Genomic DNA, 2,793 nt, shown 5'->3' with positions numbered 1-2,793 from the left:
CGCTGCTGCACCTCTGGTTCGGCGGGGCGGGCCTGCACGGCGCCGGCGGGCACGCGCACTCCTCCGACATCCCGGCCGCCGCAGGGGTCTGGCACCCGCTCGCGCTCGCGCTGGGAGGTGCGGAGCTCGTGATCGCGATGATCGCCGTGCTGGGGATCGGGATCCGCCGCCGCCTCGCTATGCGGGCATGCGATCCGCCCAGCGCAGCACCCGCAGCGCGCGCAGCGTGACCCAGCGGCTGGGGAAGCCCTCCCGTTCTCCGTCCATCTCGAACGGGATCGGCCCCTCATGTGTGTTCTCCAGGAGCCATGACCCGTCCGCGCCCTGCTTCGCCCGCAGCAGCTCGATCGCCTCCGCGCAGCGCGGATCGCCCGCGGGCCTGGCCCGTCGCAGATAGTCCAGCCCCCGCAGGACGTCGTAGAACCAGCGGACCGGATAGGACGTCATCGCGAACCGCGGGTCGATGACCTCCCCCGTGCTGAGCCGCCGGAACAGCCGGCGATCGAGCAGGTACTCCTCCGCCGCGATCCGCGCCGCGCGGACCTCGTCCGTCCCGCCGGTCGCCTGCTCCCAGTCCAGCAGCCCCTCCAGCGCGCAGATCGTGGAGTGCAGGGACGACGTCGTGGCGCCTTCCTCGGCCCAGCAGTTCCACCCTCCGTCGTCCAGACGGGTATCGAGCAGGGTCTTCACGACCGCGTCTCCCGGCTCGCCGACGTAGGCGGCGATCGTCAGCACCACGCCGTTGATGCACGGCTCCGTCTCGCCGTCGAAGTACGGCGGCGAACCCGGCTGATCCCAGCGCACCCCGTCTCTCACGCGGGCGACCGCGCGCCGCATGCGCTCGTCCGCCGGATCGATCCCGAAGTCCACGAGCTGCTGCAGGCTGAAATGGGTGGCCGTCCAGGCGTCGTACATCGGGCGGCTCTCGTCGACCCAGCCCGGCCGGTACACCCCGCCGTCCCACCTCCCGTCCTCCGCCTGCAGCGCGAGCAGCCGGGCTCCCCACCCCTCTGCGGCCACGCGGGTGCGCTCGGCGGCAACCTCCTCGGGAGCGGCGTCCGTCAGATCCCGCAGGACCTGCCAGCGGATCGCAGGATCCCCGTCCATCAGATAGTCGATGACGTCCATGCCGTGACGCTACCCCTCGCCCCCGACACACGCACGGGATACGCCCGCGAACAGGCGTGCGCCCGTCGGGAGAAGTCCGGGGCGCCCGTCAGGAGAAGTCCGCGAGAACGCGCCGAGCGGCGCCGTCGAGCGTCAGCGCGCCGCCGTACGGCAGGATCCACTGCGGCCTGGTATGTCCGAACGGCACCCCGACGCAGACCACCGCCTCGGGGTTGTAGCGCGCGAGCGCCGCGAGCACGGCATCCCGCTGCGCGGCCCGCGCCGCCGCGCGCTCCGGCGCGGCGGGGACGGACTCGCGCGAGCTCACCGGCGGCCGCGCGACGACGACCCCCGCCACCCGGGCGAGGAGCCCCCGCTCGCCGTAGGCGCGCAGCTGCTCGGCGACCGCCGCCGCGGGCGTCAGCCGCTCGCTGGTCTCCAGCAACAGGATCGTGCCGTCGAGCCGCTCCGGCCGCGGGAAGCGATCGGCGAGGGCGAGCTGGGCGAGCACCTCCACGCAGCCGCCCCAGGTCGGCGCCGTCACCGCCCTGGCGGGCCCGGCCCAGGCCCAGGGCTCGGTGGCCTCGCGGTCGCCGTACTCGTCGAGCGCGGCGGGGTGCTCCCAGCGCCGCCCGAAGTCCTCGGACTCCCCCGGCTCGGACACGGCGAGGACGCCGCCGTCGAGCAGCGCGGCCCTGAGCGACCGCGCATGGACCTCGTCGATGGCCGGACCCGCGCCCAGATGCACCTGCGTGGATCCGCCGTAGAAGCCTGCGACGCCGTGCCGCCACAGCCAGTTCAGGATGTTCGTGTTGTCGCTGTAGCCGAGGAACGGCTTCGGATGCGCCTGCGCGAGCACCGGGTCCAGATGCGGGGTGACCAGGATCTGGTCGTCGCCGCCGATGGTCGCGAGGATCGCCCGGATCGACGGGTCGGCGAAGGCCTCGTTCACATCGGCCGCCCGCGCTTCGGGACTCGCGCCGAGCTGCCGCGTCGTCGGGTACTCGACGGGCACGAGCCCGGTGAGCGCGGTCAGGCGGCGCATCGCCTGTTCGTGGATCGCGACCGAGACCGCGGGCGCGGCGAACGCCGGCGAGAGCACCGCGACGCGGTCGCCCTCGCGGGCCTTGGGCGGATGGAGCATGCGTCCCACCCTAGGTCGCCCGCACGCAAAGCCGCGGCGGCCGGATGCCGGGGACCACTCAGCCTTTTCGCCCCTGACATCCCGCCGCCGCGGGTCCTGGTGGATCGGGGCTGCTCGCGGGAGCAGCCCCGATCGCGTCCTATGCGCTCGCCAGGCGGTAGCGCAGCGAGGCGAGCTCGGTGGTGAGAGCCGCCGGCAGGCGGTCGCCGAACGTCGCGAAGAACTCCTCGGTCGAGTCGGCCTCGCGGGACCACGACGCCGTGTCGACGCGGAACAGCTCGGCGAGATCCTCATCGGTGACATCCGCGCCCTCGAGGTTGAGGTCCTCGATCTTGGGCAGACGCCCGATCGGGCTGTCGACCGCGCCGACCTCACCCTCGATGCGACGGATGATCCAGTCGATCACGCGGGCGTTGTCGCCGAAGCCCGGCCACAGGAATCGACCGTCGGAGCCGCGGCGGATGATAAAGATAATTACCAAAGTTGAATTTGAGCGTAAGTTCATCGTTTGCCCACTGCCACAAGCTCGACACCGACGTGAT

General features: G+C 72.6%; 3 protein-coding genes and 1 pseudogene. 1 reads left to right on the top strand and 3 read right to left on the bottom strand.

Annotation, left to right across the window (positions count from 1 at the left end; all coding sequences use genetic code 11):
* Window positions 1-230, top strand: a 230-nt coding sequence (locus tag B7X32_RS20090) for a hypothetical protein (RefSeq protein ID WP_292723814.1), incomplete at its 5' end; no start/stop codon positions are given.
* Here B7X32_RS20090 and B7X32_RS20085 read toward each other — a convergent pair.
* From B7X32_RS20085 to B7X32_RS20075, 3 genes and pseudogenes are all read right to left on the bottom strand, one after another.
* Complete coding sequence (locus B7X32_RS20085) at window positions 178-1,128, bottom strand: hypothetical protein (protein WP_292723812.1); 951 nt, start codon at window positions 1,126-1,128, stop codon at window positions 178-180. The two genes, B7X32_RS20090 and B7X32_RS20085, sit on opposite strands and share 53 nt — an antisense overlap.
* An 88-nt stretch (window positions 1,129-1,216) precedes the next feature.
* Window positions 1,217-2,251, bottom strand: coding sequence for a S66 peptidase family protein (locus B7X32_RS20080; protein WP_292723810.1), 1,035 nt, complete (start codon window positions 2,249-2,251; stop codon window positions 1,217-1,219).
* Window positions 2,252-2,390: 139 nt separating this feature from the next.
* Window positions 2,391-2,711 (bottom strand): annotated as a pseudogene (locus tag B7X32_RS20075) (phosphoenolpyruvate carboxykinase domain-containing protein); the annotation flags it as partial.
* Window positions 2,712-2,793: the final 82 nt, after the last annotated feature.

The organism is Microbacterium sp. 13-71-7 (assembly GCF_002257455.1).
Taxonomy (GTDB): domain Bacteria; phylum Actinomycetota; class Actinomycetes; order Actinomycetales; family Microbacteriaceae; genus Microbacterium.
The sequence above is the reverse complement of the archived record's forward strand: the minus strand, read 5'-3'. Positions and strand labels throughout refer to the sequence as shown.